12 protein-coding genes are annotated in these 13,843 nt (G+C 72.1%); 4 read left to right on the top strand and 8 right to left on the bottom strand.

The genetic code is table 11. The features are described from left to right. Positions 1-101 precede the first annotated feature (101 nt). Together VM685_RS13570 and VM685_RS13565 are read left to right on the top strand one after the other, a co-directional pair. Positions 102-959, top strand: a complete 858-nt coding sequence (locus VM685_RS13570; RefSeq protein WP_325460690.1) for a hypothetical protein — start codon at positions 102-104, stop codon at positions 957-959. After that, the gene (locus VM685_RS13565) at positions 956-1,795 is read left to right on the top strand and encodes a hypothetical protein (protein WP_325460689.1); all 840 of its coding nucleotides are present in this window, start codon (positions 956-958) and stop codon (positions 1,793-1,795) included. Before VM685_RS13570 ends, VM685_RS13565 begins: the two co-directional genes overlap by 4 nt. On the opposite strand, the gene VM685_RS13560 is transcribed toward VM685_RS13565, so the two are convergent. After that, on the bottom strand, positions 1,786-2,397 hold the full coding sequence (locus VM685_RS13560; protein ID WP_325460688.1) for a glutathione S-transferase family protein: 612 nt from the start codon (positions 2,395-2,397) through the stop codon (positions 1,786-1,788). The genes VM685_RS13565 and VM685_RS13560 overlap by 10 nt on opposite strands. A gap of 78 nt (positions 2,398-2,475) precedes the next feature. Between VM685_RS13560 and VM685_RS13555 the strand changes: the two genes are divergently transcribed. Continuing rightward, positions 2,476-4,251 (top strand): DUF885 domain-containing protein, encoded by a 1,776-nt coding sequence (locus VM685_RS13555; RefSeq protein ID WP_325460687.1) that lies wholly within the window; start codon positions 2,476-2,478, stop codon positions 4,249-4,251. Here the strand turns inward: VM685_RS13555 and uvrA are convergent. Continuing rightward, complete coding sequence (gene uvrA, locus VM685_RS13550) at positions 4,248-7,154, bottom strand: excinuclease ABC subunit UvrA (RefSeq protein WP_325460686.1); 2,907 nt, start codon at positions 7,152-7,154, stop codon at positions 4,248-4,250. The genes VM685_RS13555 and uvrA overlap by 4 nt on opposite strands. Before the next feature lie 236 nt (positions 7,155-7,390). On the opposite strand from uvrA, the gene VM685_RS13545 reads away from it, so the two are divergent. Continuing rightward, positions 7,391-8,458, top strand: a complete 1,068-nt coding sequence (locus VM685_RS13545) for an FkbM family methyltransferase (protein ID WP_325460685.1) — start codon at positions 7,391-7,393, stop codon at positions 8,456-8,458. A 39-nt stretch (positions 8,459-8,497) separates the two neighbouring features. Here VM685_RS13545 and VM685_RS13540 read toward each other — a convergent pair whose 3' ends face one another. From VM685_RS13540 to VM685_RS13515, 6 genes are all read right to left on the bottom strand, one after another. Further along, positions 8,498-9,703, bottom strand: coding sequence for a dipeptidase (locus VM685_RS13540; RefSeq protein WP_325460684.1), 1,206 nt, complete (start codon positions 9,701-9,703; stop codon positions 8,498-8,500). A 100-nt stretch (positions 9,704-9,803) separates the two neighbouring features. After that, the gene (locus VM685_RS13535; protein WP_325460683.1) at positions 9,804-10,769 is read right to left on the bottom strand and encodes an alpha/beta hydrolase; all 966 of its coding nucleotides are present in this window, start codon (positions 10,767-10,769) and stop codon (positions 9,804-9,806) included. Between the two features lie 57 nt (positions 10,770-10,826). Beyond that, positions 10,827-11,294, bottom strand: coding sequence for a DUF1203 domain-containing protein (locus VM685_RS13530; RefSeq protein ID WP_325460682.1), 468 nt, complete (start codon positions 11,292-11,294; stop codon positions 10,827-10,829). Between the two features lie 12 nt (positions 11,295-11,306). Next, positions 11,307-12,023: a 2OG-Fe(II) oxygenase gene (locus tag VM685_RS13525; protein WP_325460681.1), complete on the bottom strand. Its 717-nt coding sequence runs from the start codon at positions 12,021-12,023 to the stop codon at positions 11,307-11,309. 78 nt (positions 12,024-12,101) lie between these two features. Beyond that, positions 12,102-12,665 carry a GDYXXLXY domain-containing protein gene (locus tag VM685_RS13520; protein ID WP_325460680.1) on the bottom strand — a complete coding sequence of 188 codons (564 nt, stop codon included), beginning with the start codon at positions 12,663-12,665 and terminating at the stop codon, positions 12,102-12,104. Beyond that, positions 12,662-13,729 (bottom strand): DUF2157 domain-containing protein, encoded by a 1,068-nt coding sequence (locus VM685_RS13515; protein ID WP_325460679.1) that lies wholly within the window; start codon positions 13,727-13,729, stop codon positions 12,662-12,664. Before VM685_RS13515 ends, VM685_RS13520 begins: the two co-directional genes overlap by 4 nt. Positions 13,730-13,843 lie beyond the last annotated feature (114 nt).

Raw genomic sequence — 13,843 nt, 5'->3', positions numbered from 1 at the left:
CCGTTCGCGAGCGGGGCCTTGCGCGCGGGGTCCAGCGGTAACAGGTTGCAGCCGAAGGGCCTGCGACTCGTTACCTCAACGTGTCGGGCCAAGGGACGAGAATGAACCAGTTTTCGGCGAGCGAAGCCGCCTTGGAGGGCTTCCGCCTCACCCGGGAGCGCCCCGGCACGATCCTGGCCTGGGCGGGCGTCTACTTCCTGGGGATCATGGCCATCGCGCTCCTGATGGTGCTGGCGCTCGGTCCGCAGTTCGCCGAAGTCATGCAGCGCGGCCAGCTCACGCCCGAGGACACCGACCTGGTGGCGGGCATGCTGGCGGACTCCTGGCCCGCCTTCCTGCTGGTCCTGCTCGTGGTGGCCACCCTGATGTCGGTGCTGATGGCCGGCATCTACCGGCTGGTGCTCCGGCCTGAGGAGCCCGGGCTGGCGCACCTGCGCCTCGGCGCCGACGAGTTCCGGCTGACCGCCGTGAACCTGGCGCTTTTCCCCATCGGCTTCATCTGCCTCTTCGCCGCGATCATCGCCGTCACCTACCTGCGGGAGACCGGCTCTCCGCTGGGGATCATCCTGCTGCTGGCCGTGGTCGCCCTCACCGCGTGGCTGGGGGCGCGGCTCTCCATGGTCACGCCGATGACCTTCGCCAGCCGCAAGATCGCCTTCGGACCGGCCTGGAAGCTCACCCGCGGCCGGATGTGGCCGCTGCTGGGCATGATGGTGCTGGCGGCGATCTTCTACCTGATGATCTGGCTGCTGCTCAGCATCATCGGCGTCGCCATCGTGGCGATCGCGGGCGGCAGCCAGGCCATCGAGGCCGGCGAGCTCACCCCCGGCGCCGTGATCGGCGGCCTGCTCACCCTCGTCATGCAGTTCCTGCTGTCGGTGCTGCAGATCGTGATGATCTACGCCCCCTTCGCGGTCGCCTACCAGCAGATCACCGGCCAGACGGCGACGCACCGTTGAGCCGCTTCTCCGCCAGCGACGCGGCGGTGGAGGGCTTCCGCGTCATCCGCTCCCAGTGGCGACTGGTGGTGGGCTGGGCGCTGTTCAATGTGCTGGGCCTCGTCGCCGCCAGCGTCCTGGCCGCCGTGCTGATCGGCATCGCCGCGGTGGCCTCCACCACCAGCGAGACCGCGGGCGCGGTGGGTGGGGCGATCGGCGGGCTGGTGCTGGCCTTCGCCGCCTTCGCCGTCGAGGTGATGATCGTCGCCGCCCTTTTCCGGAGGCTGCTGCGCGACGAGCCGCCGGGCTTCCTGCACCTGCGCTTCGGTCCCGACGAACTGCGCGTGGCGGCGGTCTGGCTGGTGATGCTGAGCGCCTTCGTGGCCGGCGGCCTGCTCGCCCTCTACCTCTCGAGCCTGGCCGGCCGCGCGGGCGGCTGGCGCATCGGCGTACCGGCCATCATCGTCCTGTTCGGGGCGCTGGGCTGGCTGGCCCTGCGGCTGTCGCTGGCGGCACCTATCGCGGTCGCCGAGCGCCGGATCGGCTTCGCCGCCTCCTGGCGGCTGACGAAGGGCCACACCGCCTCCCTGCTCGGCATGGCGGTGCTGACCTTCTGCCTGCTGGCGATGATCATGGTGCTGGCCTGGCTCGCCCTGGCGCTGATCTCCGGCGCCGCCACGGGCTGGCGCGACCTGGGCCTCCTGCTGCGCACCGACGCGAACGCCGTCAGCGAGCGGCCCGGCTTCTACGCGGTCCAGCTTCTGGTCCAGTTCCTGTTCGCCCCGGTCCTGTGGGTGATCAGCCAGGCCCCCCTGGTCGCGGCCTACCTGGGGCTGAAGGACGAGGCTCAGGCCTGAGCGCTGGGCCGCGCCGAAGCCCGTTCATGCCAGGCCCGCACGTGGCCGTGCTCCTCGCCCAGCGGCAGGCCGATCCACTCGGCGAAGTCCACCGTCGTCAGCGCGCAGATGTCGGCCATGGTGTAGGCCTCGCCGGCCACGAACGGCCGCTCGGCCAGCTCCCGATCCAGCCACCGCAGGGCGTTGGCATAGGTCTCCCGGTTTGACTCGCCGAAGTCCCTGTACTGGGTCAGCAGGGCCGCGGTGCGCGGATGGGCGTGGCGCCAGTAGTTGCCCACCGGGCTCATCAGGATGAACTCGACCCGCCGGATCCACATGTCCACCAGCGCCTTCTCGACCGCCGTGCTCCCGAACAGCGGCGGCTCGGGCTGCGTCTCCTCGAAGTAGCGGCAGATGGCGACCGTCTCGGAGATCGCCGTCCCGTCGTCCAGCACCAGCGTCGGCACCTGTCCCAGGGAGTTGCGCGCCCGGTGCTCGGGGCTCTTGTGCTCCCGCTTCATCAGGTTCACCGGCGTCTCGGGGAGCTCGATCCCCTTCTCCGCCAGGAAGATGCGCACCCGCCTGGGGTTCGGCGCCGGCATCGGCGCGCCGTACAGGATCATGGACTTGTTCTCCCCGGGTGTTGTTGGCAGCTAGGCTTAGACCCAGTCCCCTGTTCGCGCATAGCACCGGAGTAGCCCATGCCCAGCCGCCGCCATGTCCTTCTCGGCGGCGGGGCCGCCGTCATGGGCGGACCGGCCCTGGCGGCGCCGGACGCCGACGCTGCGCTCGCCGCCCTGCTGGCCCGGCACATGGAAGAACACCTGGCGGCCTCGCCGGAGACGGCGGCGGCCGTTCTGACCGGCGCTCGCGGCCGGGCGGCGCGCGCCCGGCTCGACGACCGCTCGCCCGAGGCCAAGGCGGCGCAGGTGGCGGCGGCGCGGCGCTGGCGTGCGGAACTCCGCGGGATCGACCGCGGCGCCCTGGGCGAGGCGCGTCGGATGGAATACGACACGGCCGCCTTCGCCTACGAGATGCTGGAGGCCGTTGGGGCCCGCTACGGCTTCCAGGACCATGCGCTGCGGCCCGGCCCCTACCTCGTGAACCAGATGGCCGGCGCCTACTACTGGCAGCCACAGGACTTCTCGCGCGCCCCGGCGGGGACCCGCGAGGACGCCGATCTCTACCTGTCCCGGCTGGCCGACTTCGCGCGGGTGCTGGACGGGGAGACCCGGGGCATCGTCGCGGACGCCCGCGCCGGCGTGGCGCCGCCTGACTTCGTGCTCACGCGCACGATAGGCCAGCTCTCTGCGCTCCGGACCGGAGCGGCGGCCAGCCTCGCCGACGGTCCGGCGGCGCGGGCGGCCGCGGCGGGCCTGGCGGACGTCGGCCCCGCGGCGCGGCGGACCGTCGAGCGGCAGGTCGTCCCGGCCCTGCAGCGACAGATCGAAGCCCTGCAGGCGCTGCAGCGGGGCGCTTCGTCGGAGGCCGGGGTCTGGCGGCTGCCGGATGGGGAGACTTGGTACGCCCTGGCCCTGCGGTCGAACACCACCGTCGCGACGCCCCCCGAGGAGATGCACCGGCTGGGGCTGGACACCTTCGAGGCGCTGCGCGCCGAACTCGACGCCAGGCTGCGGGCGCAGGGGCTGGGGGAGGGCTCCGTCGCCCAAAGGATCCGGGCCCTGGACCAGGATCCACGCCTCCTGAAGCCGAACACCGAGGCCGGCCGGGCGGACATCCTGCAGTTCTCGCGCGACCATCTGAACCGCGTCCATGGCCTGCTGCCGCGCGCGTTCCGCACCCTGCCGGACCGCGACATCACGGTCGACCGCATCCCGCCGGCCATCGAGGCGGGCGCCCCCGGCGCCTACTACGAGGGCCCGCCCGCCGATGGCTCGCGGCCGGGCGTCATCTCGATCAACCTGAAGGACACCGCCGAGTGGCCGATCTGGCGGCTGAAGACCCTCATCCATCACGAGGGGGATCCGGGCCACCACCTCCAGCACGCGGTCTTCCGGCGCGCCGGCGGCGACAAGCCGCTCTATCGCCAGTTCGCCCAGTACTCGGCCTATGTGGAAGGCTGGGCGCTCTACGCCGAGCAGGTGGCGGTCGAGATCGGGGCCTACGAGGACGATCCGTTCGGGGAGATCGGCGCGGTGCAGTCGGCGCTCTTCCGCGCGGCCCGCATCGTCGTGGACACCGGCATCCACCACAAGCGGTGGTCGCGCGCCGAGGCGACGCACTGGATGATCGAGAACGCGGGCGAGCAGGCCGCCTCCGCCCAGCGCGAGATCAACCGCTACTGCGTCTATCCCGGCCAGGCCTGCGCCTTCATGGTCGGCCGCCTGGAGCTGTTGCGCACGCGGGAAGCCGCCCGGCGCCGGCAGGGCTCGGCCTTCGACGTGCACGACTGGCACGAGCGGGTGCTCGCCGCCGGGCCCATGCCGATGGAGGTGCTGGCCCGGACGATGGCCTAGGCGTTCGCGGCCACCAGCTTCTTCTTCCGCTCGCCGCGGCGCTGGCGGTGGCGCTCCAGCAGCTCGTGCAGGTAGCGGCCGGTCCAGCTCCTGGGATTGTCGGCGACCTGCTCCGGCGAGCCCTGGGCGACGATCTCGCCGCCGCCGTCGCCGCCCTCGGGACCGAAGTCCACCAGCCAGTCGGCGGTCTTCACGACGTCGAGGTTGTGCTCGATGACCACCACGGTGTTGCCCTGGTCGGCCAGCTCGTGGAGCACCTCCAGCAGCTTCTTCACGTCCTCGAAGTGCAGGCCCGTGGTCGGCTCGTCGAGGATGTAGAGCGTCTTGCCCGTGGCCTTCCGCGACAGCTCCTTGGAGAGCTTCACCCGCTGGGCCTCGCCGCCCGATAGGGTCGTCGCCTGCTGGCCCACCTTGATGTAGCCCAGGCCGACGCGCTTCAGCGTCTCCATCTTCTCCCGGATCGGGGGCACCGCCTTGAAGAAGTCGGCCGCCTCTTCCACCGTCATATCAAGGACATCGGCGATGTTCTTGCCCTTGAACATGATCTCCAGGGTCTCCCGGTTGTACCGGTGGCCGTGGCAGACGTCGCAGGTGACGTAGACGTCGGGCAGGAAGTGCATCTCGATCTTGATCAGGCCGTCGCCCTGGCAGGCCTCGCACCGGCCGCCCTTCACGTTGAACGAGAACCGGCCGGGACCGTAGCCCCGCGCCTTGGACTCCGGCAGCCCCGCGAACCAGTCGCGGATCGGCTGGAAGGCGCCGGTGTAGGTGGCCGGGTTCGACCGCGGCGTGCGCCCGATCGGGCTCTGGTCGATGTCGATGACCTTGTCGAAGTTCTCCAGCCCCTCGATGCGATCGTGCGGGGCCGGCGCGTCCGAGGCGTTGTGCAGCCGGCGCGCGGCGGCCTTGTAGAGGGTCTCGATGGTGAAGGTGGACTTGCCGCCCCCCGAGACGCCGGTGATGCAGGTGAAGGTCCCCACCGGGATCTCGGCGGTGACGTTCTTCAGGTTGTTGCCGGTGGCCCCGATGACCCGCAGCACCTTCTTCTTGGAGATCGGGCGGCGGTCCTCCGGCACCTCGATCTCGCGCGCGCCGGACAGGTACTGGCCGGTCAGGCTCTTGGGGTTGGCCATGATGTCGTCGGGCGAACCCTGGGCGATGATCTCCCCGCCGTGGACGCCCGCCGCCGGACCCATGTCGATCACGTAGTCGGCGGTGAGGATCGCCTCCTCGTCGTGCTCCACCACCAGCACCGAGTTGCCGAGGTCGCGCAGGCCCTTCAGCGAGGTCAGCAGGCGCGTGTTGTCGCGCTGGTGCAGGCCGATGGACGGCTCGTCGAGCACATAGAGCACGCCGGTCAGGCCCGAGCCGATCTGGCTGGCCAGCCGGATGCGCTGGCTCTCGCCACCCGACAGCGTGCCGGAGCCACGGCTGAGGTTCAGGTAGTCGAGGCCGACGTTGACCAGGAACCGCAGGCGGTCGTTGATCTCCTTCAGGATCCGCCGGGCGATCTCCATCTGCTTGTCGGTCAGCCGGCCGCCCAGGGCCTCGAACCATTCGCCGGCGTGCCGGATGGAAAGGGTGGAGACCTCGCCGATGTGCTTGCCGTCGATCTTCACGGCCAGCGCCTCGGGCTTCAGCCGGTAGCCGGAGCAGGCCTCGCAGGGCGTCTCCGACTGGTAGCGGCCGAGTTCCTCCCGGACCCAGGAGGAGTCCGTCTCTCGCCAGCGGCGCTCGAGGTTCGGCAGCACGCCCTCGAAGGTCTTGTTGACCTCGTACTTGCGTGCGTTGTCGTCATAGATGAAGCGGATCTTCTCCCCGCCCGAGCCGTGCAGGATCACCTGCCGGGCGGCCTCGGGCAGCTTCCACCACGGGGTGTCCATGGAGAAGTCGTAGTGGCGGGCCAGCGCCTGCAGGGTCTGGGTGTAGAGCGGCGAGGGACCCTTGGCCCAGGGCGAGATGGCGCCCTTGTGCAGGGTGCGGTCCTTGTCCGGCACCACCATGTCGGCGTCGAAGGCGAGCTTCGCGCCCAGGCCGTCGCACACCGGGCAGGCGCCGTAGGGATTGTTGAACGAGAACAGCCGGGGCTCGATCTCGCTGATCGTGAAGCCGGAAACCGGGCAGGCGAACTTCTCGGAGAACAGCAGCCGGCGGGGCTCGGCCTCGCCGGGGTCGGTGTCGGCCCATTCCGCCACGGCGATGCCGTCCGCCAGCTTCAGCGCCGTCTCCAGGCTGTCGGCGTAGCGGCTCTCCAGGCCCGGCTTGGTGACCAGCCGGTCCACGACCACGTCGATGTCGTGCTTGAACTTCTTGTCTAGGGTCGGCGCGTCCTCGATCGGGTAGAACTCGCCGTTGATCTTCAGCCGCTGGAAGCCGGCCTTCTGCCACTCGGCGATCTCCTTGCGGTACTCGCCCTTGCGGCCGCGGATCACCGGCGCCAGCAGGTAGAGGCGGGTGCCTTCGGGCAGGGCGGTGAGCTTGTCGACCATCTGGCTGATGGTCTGGCTCTCGATCGGCAGGCCCGTGGCCGGCGAATAGGGGACGCCGACCCGCGCCCACAGCAGGCGCATGTAGTCGTGGATCTCGGTCACCGTGCCGACGGTGGAGCGCGGGTTGCGGCTGGTGGTCTTCTGCTCGATGGAGATGGCCGGCGACAGGCCCTCGATGAGGTCCACGTCCGGCTTGCTCATCAGTTCCAGGAACTGGCGCGCGTAGGCCGACAGGCTCTCCACATAGCGGCGCTGGCCCTCGGCGTAGATGGTGTCGAAGGCGAGCGAGCTCTTCCCGGAGCCCGACAGGCCCGTCAGCACCACGAGCTCGCCGCGCGGGATGTCGACGCTCACGTCCTTGAGGTTGTGCTCACGCGCCCCGCGGACGCGGATCATGTTCGTCTGTTCGGCCATGTTTCCGGAAACGTGAAAGCGCCCGCAGAAGGTCCCCCGGGCAAGCTGCCTAATGTAGTTCGCCGACTCGTAGATAACACCGGAACGCAACCGGAACAAACGCCCTGCGGCGGCCTGCCGCCCCGGCTGCTGACACAACGCTGGCAGCAAGGGGAACGCTGGTTGCCTCCCCCGCGCTCGCCTAGTATCGGCCGCGGCCGGCGCTCCGGACCGCCCTGCGCCCAGCCCGACGAGCCATGACCCCCGAGCAGTTCCTCAACAGCATCCTTCGCGAGTTCTATGCGAGGCTCCACGTCGAGGCGTCGGACAACTACGACACGGCCCGCTTCTCGCCCGACGGGGTCGACCGCTCGGGGACCTTCCAGGCGCAGATGCACGCCGGCTACATGTCGCTGTTCGCCCAGCGCTACCGCGAGTTCCACGCCACCTGGATGCTGCTCGCCGACGACGAGTCGCGCCGGCTGTTCGCACGGCTGATCCTGTACCGGCTCCTGGGCCACCGGCACATGCGCATCCGCGACGACGTCGGGTACAGCTTCGACAGCCGTCTCTACGAGGCGGCGGAGGCGCTGGCGGCGGGCGAGTCCTCGCTGCCAATCAGCGGCATGTTCGGCGGCTTGAGGCGCTTTAGCGGCCTGGAGTTCGAGGGCGAGACCCTGGAGATCGACGGCTGGCCCGGCGGCGTCGTGTACGCCTTCCTCAAGCGCCAGTATTTCCTGGAGCGCGGCCCGGTCCGTATCCAGCCCGAGCGCGGGGAGACGGTCCTCGACCTCGGCGCCTGCCTCGGCGACACCGCCCTGGCCTTCGCCGCCAGGGTCGGGCCCGAAGGCCGCGTCTACGCCTTCGACCCCCTGCCGGACCATGTGGACGCGACGCGGTTCAACGCCCGGCAGAACGGCTTCGAGGGCCGTGTGGTCGTGGTTCCCAAGGCGGTCAGCGACAAGGGCAACGACGTCGCCCCCATCGCGGCGCGTGGCGCCAATCCGGGCTTCCGCATTGTCGGCCAGGAGGAGCGACTGCCGCTCACCTCCATCGACGCCTTCGTGGCGGACGAAGGAATCCCCAGGGTCGACTTCATCAAGATGGACATCGAGGGTTCCGAACTCGACGCGCTGGTCGGCGCGCGCGCCACCCTGGTGCGCGACCGGCCCAAGCTCGCGATATCGGTCTACCACCGCCCCGACGACTTCCTGACGGTGCCGCAGTACCTGGCCGCGACCTTGCCCGGGTACGACTTCCACCTCGACCACTACACGGTGCACGCCGAGGAGACGGTGCTCTACGGCGCGCCCAGGCGCCGCTAGGCGGCCCTGCTGCCACAACGCTGGCAGCAGGGAGAACAATCAGCGACCGGCCGCGGCCTGGGCCTGTTCGAACACCCGCAGCGCATTGCCGCCCCAGACCTTGGCGATGTCGTCCTTCGAATAGCCCGCGGCGCGCAGGGCGGCGCTGACCTTCGGATAGTCGGTGACGTCCTCGAAGCCGGTCAGGCCGCCGCCGCCATCGAAGTCGCCGCTGATCCCCACATGGTCGATCCCGGCCACTTCGATGGCGTGCAGCAGGTGCTTCATGAAGTCGTCGAAGGTGGCCCGGGGCGCCGGATAGCGGGCGAGGATCGCGTCGCGCTCGGCGGTCAGCGCCCGCAGTTCGGCCAGGGTGTCCGGCCGGCCGCGGCCGTACTTGCGGCCGAGCTCCGCCAGGGCTGCCTCGCGCTCCGGGTTCGGCGGCACGGTGATCATGTAGTTGGAGAGCGCGTTCAGCTGGATCACCCCGCCCTTGGCCGCCAGCTTGCGCATCAGCTCGTCGCCGATGTTGCGCGGATGGTCGAACACCGCCTTGGCGCCGGTGTGGGACAGGATGATCGGCGCCTTGGAGAGCTCGATCATCTGCTCGGTGGCCGCGTCCGAGGCGTGGGAGGCGTCGATCAGGATCCCCAGCCGGTTGGCCTCGGCCACCCACTGGCGGCCGAGCGGCGACAGGCCCCCGTGCTCCGGCGGGGCGGTGGCGGAATCGGCCAGGTCGTTGTTGGCCGTGTGCACCGGGCTCATCATCCGCGCGCCCAGGTCGTGGAAGGTCTTCATCAGGGTCAGGTCGCGCCCCAGCGGATAGCTGTTCTCCAGGCTGATGAAGACGAACTTCCTCTTCGTGTTGGCCAGCGCCCGGGCCTCCGCGGCGGTGGTCACCAGGCCGAAGCGGTCGTGGTGGCGCGCGGCCATCTCGCGGATCTCGTTGATCCGCACGAGCGCGAAGTCGCGGGCGTTGGCGTGGCCCTCCGGCGTGCGTGGCCCCTGGGCGGTGAACACCACGAAGACGCCGCCGTCGACGCCGCCCTCCACCATGCGCGGATAGTCCACCTGGCTGCCGTCCTCGGCGACCTCGTGGCGGTCCATGATGCTCCAGCCCTCCACCCCGAACAGGGCCGGGGTGTCGAAGTGGGTGTCGAGGACGACGACGCTCTCGTGCAGGACGCGGTCGGCGCGGCTCTGGGCCAGGGCGGGCGAGCCGGCGGCGGCGACGAGGGCGGCGAGGATCAGGGGGCGAAGGGACACGGGCGTGCGGACTCCGGCGGAAGGCTCCCTCCGGTATAGCGGCGCCGCGGGCCCGCGGTCGATCCGCCGGCGCGCCGGGCGCTGCGAACCGGGCCGCTGCTCAGTTCGGCGGCAGTCCGTGCAGGAAGTCCGTCACCTCGCGCCAGACCTCCTCCTGGTGTCCGACCCAGAGGTGGCCCCCCCGGTCGTAGAGCACCAGGCGCGCATCGGGCGCCTGCGCCGCCACATGGATCGCGGCCGCCGCGGTCCCGTAGAGGTCGTCGCGGACGCTGAGCGCCAGGACGGGGCAGGCCAGCTGTTCCAGCGGGTAGGGCGGCGGGGCGCCGGCGGTGGCCGAATCCAGCAGCAGCCCGTCGGCCCGCGCACTGACCGGCAGGATGTGCGCCAGCACGTCGGCCACCCGGCGCTGCTCGTCCGGCGGGGCGGCCTTCACCACCGCGGGCTCGGTGGCCAGCACCAGCCGGGTCATCCCCTCCGGCGCGACCCGGCTGGCCGCCCAGAACAGGAAGTCCGACCGCAGCAGCCCCTGCACCGCCGCGGCCACGGCCGGGCTTTGGGCCGCGCTGGCGTTGGTCGGCCGGTCCGGGGCGTAGCTCGCCGGGACCATCAGCACGAGCCCGCGGCAGAGCGTGGGATGGCGCAGCGCCAGCTGGGTGGCGGAGAGCGCGCCCGCCGAGCCGCCGATCACCACGGCCCGTTCGACGCCGAGCCGCGCCAGCAGATGGGCGAGCGCGTCGGCCTGCATCTCCGGCGAGGCGCCCTCCGGAAAGGCGCTGCGCAGGTAGCCGAACCGCGACGGGGCGATCACCCGAAAGCCGCTGCGCGCCAACGGCTCGGCGAAGTCGAGGCCCTGGTCGAAGCCGCCGCCGCTGCCGTGGATCATCAGCACCGCCGGCCCCTGGCCCACGTCGGCGTACTCGATCGGCCCCCAGGGGCTGTCGATCACCTGGCTGCGGCCGACGAGCCGGCCCCGCGCCCGCTCCATGTCGGCGTGGAAGGCTGAGCCCACGAGGGCGCCGCCCGCGACGGCGGCCAGGGCGGCGAGGCGGAGAAGGGGGCGGCGCATGCCCCATGGAACTCCGTCGCCGGCCCCGCCGGCTTGACCCGGCGCAAGCCGGACGCCTCACGCCCGGTCGATCCGCGCCGCGTAGCAGCCGGCGCCGGCGTAGTGGGCGTGCAGGTAGGCGGCCTGGGGGTTCGCCAGCAGGCGGCCGACGGCCTCTGGCAGCTCGGCGGTGGGCGTCAGGTCGGCGTCCACCATCATGCCGCTGTCGTCGAAGGCCCGCAGCGACAGGAACTTCCGCGCCGCGAAGGCCGGCGGGATCTCGCCCGGCGCGAAGGTCGTGTCCCGCGCCGCCTCGCGCACGAAGATCGCGTGGCGCGACCTGAACGGGGTGTCGGCCGGCTGGTGCTCCCAGTTGAGCAGCAGCACCCGCTCGCCGACCGGGGCGTCCTCCAGGGTCACCCGGCAAGGCGCGCCCGGGCCGTCCGCCACCCGGCGAAGCACGCCGCGCTCGGCGAGCTCCGCGTCGGAGAGGGCGAACAACGGCGCGAACGGCGCGAGCGGCAGGGCGGACACGACGAAGCTCATGGAGGGTCTCCTTCAGGCGGCGTCGTGAAAGATGACGCCGAGGGTGTGGCGCTGGCCCGCGCGCAGGCGGCTGACGCCGTGGCGCAGGTTCGCGCGATAGGGGCCACGGCCGCCCCGGACGGGCCGCTCGCGGACGGGGAAGACGACGGCGTCGCCGAGACGGAGGGGCACGACCTCGGCGCGGCTCTGCATCCGCGGGCGCTGCTCCGTCAGCACGAACTCCCCGCCCGCGAAGTCCCGCCCGGGCCCGGAGAGCAGGACCGCGGCCTGCAGCGGGAAGACATGCTCGCCGTAGAGGTCCTGGTGCAGGCAGTTGTAGTCGCCCGGCCCGTAGCGCAGCAGGAGCGGCGTCGGCCGCGTCTGGCCGGCGGCGTGGCAGCGGGCGAGGAAGTCGGCGTGCTCGCCCGGAAACCGCGCCTCCACCCCAAGGGTGGCGTTCCAGCGGTTGGCGATCGCCGCGAGCGGCGGATAGAGCGCCGCGCGCAGGCCCGCGATGAGGTCGGGCAGGGGATAGGCGAAATAGCGGTACTCGCCCCGGCCGAAGCCGTGCCGGGCCATGACGACCGTCGATCGGAACAGCTCCGCCCGGTCGTACCAGCCGGCGATCGCGGCGCAGGTCTCGGGGTCGAGCAGGCGCGGGATCAGGGCGCAGCCGTGGGCGTCGAGCTCGGCCTCGACGGCGGTCCAGTCGATGCGCTCCAGGCGGGGCGTGGCAGGGTGGGCGTCCATGCGCGAGAGATCGCGTCCCGCACGCCTTGCCTCAATCGGGCAAACGCAACACAGGTCCGAATGCCGCCAGGGCCTGCCCTACAGCCAGGTCAGGTCGGTCCGGCGGCCGTTGACGATGATGCCCTTCAGCCGCGCCTTGCCGTCCCGACCCGCGGAGATCACCGCGAAGGCGGAGGCGTTCTGCCGGTTCCCGGCCAGGGCGCGCTCGATGGACTGGGCCTCCTGCTGGTCGGCGTGGAAGCGGTCGACGCCGACCTCCAGGTTCACCCGCGGCCCGCCCGGCGGCTGCACGCAGTACGCCCGGCCGCGCACCACGACCTGGCCCAGCGCCATCGCCTGCGCCCGCGTCGCCGCCGCCCCGCTCACCCGGTGGCGCGGCCCGTCGCGGGTGAGCGCGACCCATTTGGGCGCGGGGCCGGCGCCGTAGTCGCGCACGCCGGGCGGGCAGGCCGCCGCGGCGTCCTGCAGCTGGAAAGCCACATAGTGGCCGCCGAGCGGGCTGCGCGGGTCGTACGCCTCGATGGCGAGCACCACCTCCTGGCCCTGCGCGCGGGCGCTCCCCTCGCGGATCACGAGGCCGACGAGCGCCGCGACCAGCACGACCGCGGCGGCGACGATACGGACGGGCAGGCCGGGCTTCATGCCGCCCGCGTCCGCTTCAGCAGGATGGCGACCACCAGGGCCGCTACGGCGCAGGCGCCGAACACCGCCGCCGCCGTCATCAGTCCGACGCCCAGGTTGAACAGCAGGGCGGCGCCGGCCGCGAACAGGCTGATCACCCCGGCCGCGGTGACCAGGCCGTGCCCGTCGTGCCGGCCGAGCGTCACGACGCCGGCCGACAGCGCCAGCCAGGCGATGGAATGGACGACCCCCAGGTGCTCATGCGTGAAGCCGGCCATGCCGAAGTAGATCAGGGTCCCGGCCGCGGCCCAGCCGTAGAGCACGCCCGCGACGGTGTCGTAGCGGCCCCGCCCGTGCCGCGCCCAGGCGGCGAGGACGGCGAAGATTCCGGCGGCGGCCAGGTCCTTGGCCCGGTCGGCGACCAGATTCGGCGGCAGGAACATCACGGCCGCCAGGGCCGCGAGGCCGGCGGCGTGGGCGAGGGGCGACGAGCGCCAGGCGAGGCTGCCGAGCGCCGCCAGCGGCGCGGCGGCCAGGGCCCAGGGAAGGGGCGGCTGGATGCCCTGGCCGCCCCAGCGGTCGGCCGAGGCGAAGCCGTCGCCCATCACGATCAGCACCACGGCGGCCGCCGCGGTCCAGGGCGAGCGCCCCGCCAGCGCCAGCAGGCCGGCGGCGAGGCCCGCGCCGTGCAGGGCAGTCGCCGGATCGCCGGCGATGTCGAAGATCTGTCCCGTGAGCCCGATCGCGGCGGCGAACACCAGGGCCGCGACGCTCAGCAGGACGTTCTTGGTCACCTCCCGCCCGCGCCCCGCGGCCCAGGCCGCGCCGCCGGCCGCGGCGAGGAAGGCTGCGAGGATCAGGGCGAAGCGCAGGAGGCGGGGGATCTCCGCCCAGTTGGCGGCGACGAAGGCGATCACCGCCACCCCGGCCAGGAAGGCGCCGATGGCGGCGAGCGCGGTGGCCGCGTCCAGCCGCCGGGTCTCCGGCACGGTGGCCAGGATCGGCTCGCGGCTGTCGGCCGGCACCAGGCCGGCGGCGATCCAGCCCTCGAGGTCGCGTTCCAGCCGGCTCCTGTAGCTCGCCATCGATCCCCCTCCGGCGGCGAGAGTGGCCGAGTTCCCGCCCGGCCACAACCGGGCGGCCCCGCGTTGCGTCGGGGGCGCGCCGGCCCTAGATACCGGCTTCCGCTCCAAGGAGAC

The sequence above is a fragment of the Phenylobacterium sp. genome (assembly GCF_035539035.1).
Classification (GTDB): domain Bacteria; phylum Pseudomonadota; class Alphaproteobacteria; order Caulobacterales; family Caulobacteraceae; genus Phenylobacterium.
Note: the sequence above shows the minus strand (reverse complement) of the source record. Positions and strands in the feature narration are given on the sequence as shown.

Excerpts from the sequence above, each read along its gene's own strand:
- VM685_RS13520 (WP_325460680.1), bottom strand. The coding sequence starts at position 12,665 with ATGAAGCCCGGCCTGCCCGTCCGTATCGTCGCCGCCGCGGTCGTGCTG.
- VM685_RS13545 (WP_325460685.1), top strand. The coding sequence starts at position 7,391 with ATGACCCCCGAGCAGTTCCTCAACAGCATCCTTCGCGAGTTCTATGCG.
- VM685_RS13530 (WP_325460682.1), bottom strand. The coding sequence starts at position 11,294 with ATGAGCTTCGTCGTGTCCGCCCTGCCGCTCGCGCCGTTCGCGCCGTTG.
- VM685_RS13515 (WP_325460679.1), bottom strand. The coding sequence starts at position 13,729 with ATGGCGAGCTACAGGAGCCGGCTGGAACGCGACCTCGAGGGCTGGATC.
- uvrA (WP_325460686.1), bottom strand. The coding sequence starts at position 7,154 with ATGGCCGAACAGACGAACATGATCCGCGTCCGCGGGGCGCGTGAGCAC.
- VM685_RS13570 (WP_325460690.1), top strand. The coding sequence starts at position 102 with ATGAACCAGTTTTCGGCGAGCGAAGCCGCCTTGGAGGGCTTCCGCCTC.
- VM685_RS13555 (WP_325460687.1), top strand. The coding sequence starts at position 2,476 with ATGCCCAGCCGCCGCCATGTCCTTCTCGGCGGCGGGGCCGCCGTCATG.
- VM685_RS13535 (WP_325460683.1), bottom strand. The coding sequence starts at position 10,769 with ATGCGCCGCCCCCTTCTCCGCCTCGCCGCCCTGGCCGCCGTCGCGGGC.
- VM685_RS13560 (WP_325460688.1), bottom strand. The coding sequence starts at position 2,397 with ATGATCCTGTACGGCGCGCCGATGCCGGCGCCGAACCCCAGGCGGGTG.
- VM685_RS13525 (WP_325460681.1), bottom strand. The coding sequence starts at position 12,023 with ATGGACGCCCACCCTGCCACGCCCCGCCTGGAGCGCATCGACTGGACC.